Source organism: Stieleria sp. (genome assembly GCF_041595215.1).
Classification (GTDB): Bacteria; Planctomycetota; Planctomycetia; order Pirellulales; family Pirellulaceae; genus Stieleria; species Stieleria magnilauensis.
In genome coordinates, this window is the sequence record NZ_JBFHKV010001274.1 from 1 (window position 1) to 2,193 (window position 2,193).

1 pseudogene is annotated in these 2,193 nt (G+C 57.0%); it reads left to right on the plus strand.

Annotated elements, in window-relative coordinates:
• Positions 1–45 precede the first annotated feature (45 nt).
• Positions 46–2,193: pseudogene (locus tag ABX749_RS30480) on the plus strand (hypothetical protein); the annotation flags it as partial.

Below are 2,193 nucleotides of genomic sequence, written 5' to 3' on the forward strand. Positions count from 1 at the left end.
AAGCTTGGCATGGCGGAACGTCAACTCGAGCGCATTCGGCGTGAGATGAAGCATGTTTCCGGTCGTGTCCGGTCCAGACACTTTTGGACGTTGTTGGCGGTGTTTGCGATCATCGCGATGTTGTTCGCGTTGATGTTTCGCGGGGCGCAATTGTCCGGGCAAATCGACGATGCCACCACATGGACGTTGATCGTTTCGGTGTTGGTGATCGCGGTGGTTGCGTCGTGGGTTCTGTCGAGTCGACTGGCCGGGGGCGTGCAAGCGACGGCTTCGAAGATCGAAACCGCGTTTCCTGGGTTGGGCGAACGGCTTTTGACCGCGGCTTACCTGGATGACGAACAGACATCCGGCCCCCTCGGACAGCATCTGATCGGCGAAACACACGACCATTTCCGGTCCCATGATTGGCAAACCGTGGTGTCGACCTTGTCGTTGTGGGCCTCGCGACTGTGTGGCGCCGGTGCGCTGGCTGCTGCGATCGGTGTTTCCATGATCGATTTCCGGCAGGATCCCGACGCGTCGTTGTTGTCGACCTCGCTGATGTCCCAATCAGAAACGCAACAGGACGTGACGGTGTTGCCCGGTGACGTGTCGATCGAACGCGGCACCAGTCTGGTCGTGACCGCCGAATTCAGCGTCTCGGCACCCGAGACTGCGACGCTGATCACGGAGTTCGTCGATGGCAGGTTATCCGAGGTCTTGATGAAACGAAACTTGAGCGATCCGATCGTCGGCGGTTTCCTGTCTCGCGTCGATCAACCGCTGTCTTATCGAATCGAATCGCCGCGATGGAACAGCCAAACGTATTCGGTCGACGTGTTTGAGTTTCCCGAGTTGCGACGTAGCGACGCCGTGCTTGAGTTTCCTGAGTACACGCAGATGAAGTCACGCACCGTCGAAGACACCGTCAAGGTCAGCGTGGTCCAGGGAACCCAGGTGACGTGGCGATTGCTGCTCAACAAACCCGTCGTCTCATGCACGCTGACGACGAAAGGCGGCGAGGTAATCGATTGTTCGCCCGCGACCCGGATCGTCGACCCCAAAACCGATGGTCCGACGCAGCGTTATGCCGCCTATGTTGCCACCGTCACGGCGGATCAATCGGAAACCTATCTGTTGAAATTGATTGACGACGAAGAACGCAAGAACAAGTATCCGCCTGAATTGTCGATCAAGGTGCTACCGAACAAGCCGCCCAAATTGAAGCTCGAAAAGGCTCGCGACGTGACCGTCTCGGCGCTACAAGAGCTGCCGCTGCGTGCAAACGTTCGTGACGACTATGGGATTTCGAAATCGGGGATCACCTACCGGATCGAAGATGAACCCGAAGTGACCGTCGAGCTTGCCGAAAACCTGGCTCGCAACGTTGATTCGAGCATCGATCACACACTGGATTTTGAATCGTTGCAGGCAAAACCGGACGATTTGGTGTCGTACTATTTTTGGGCTGAAGACATCGGGCCGGATGGAAAACCGCGTCGTACTGAGAGCGATCTGTTCTTTGCCGATGTGCGCCCGTTCGAAGAGATCTTTCGCGAAGGCGCTTCGCCGCCGCCGTCCCAACCCGGCCAACCGTCCGGTCAACAGCAGCAAGCCGAAGAGTTGGCGAAACTGCAAAAACAAATCATCACCGCAATTTGGAATCAAATTCGGCTCGAGATGGCCGGCACCAAACCAGCGCCGGAAGACATCCAAACCATCAGTGACTCCCAAACCGAGGCGATCGCCCAGTTTGAAGAGATGGCGGAGAAGTTAACCGACGCGAAGTCCAAGGAAATTGGTTTGCGGGCATACGAAGCGATGAACGAGACCGTGAAAAACCTTGCCGCCACGGATCTTCCCGAAGCCCGATCGTCGGCACAACGAAGTTTTTCGAATCTGCTGAAGTTGCGTTCGCGTGAGTTTGAGGTCTCGCGGCAGCAGAGACAGCAACAACAAAGTCAAGGCGGCGGAGGCGGCCAGAGTCGACAACAGCAGCTCGATGAATTGGAATTGGAAGACGACGAGAACCGTTACGAAACGCAGCAACAGGCTCAGCAGCAAACGGCCGAACAGCAGGCCGCCGCGGAAGATCGCCAGGTTCTCAGCCGGCTTCGTGAGCTGGCCAAACGCACCGAAGATTTGACCGAGGAGTTGGCGAAGCTGCAGTCGGCATTGGAGCAGGCCGAGAACGAAGAAGAGGCGGAAGAGATT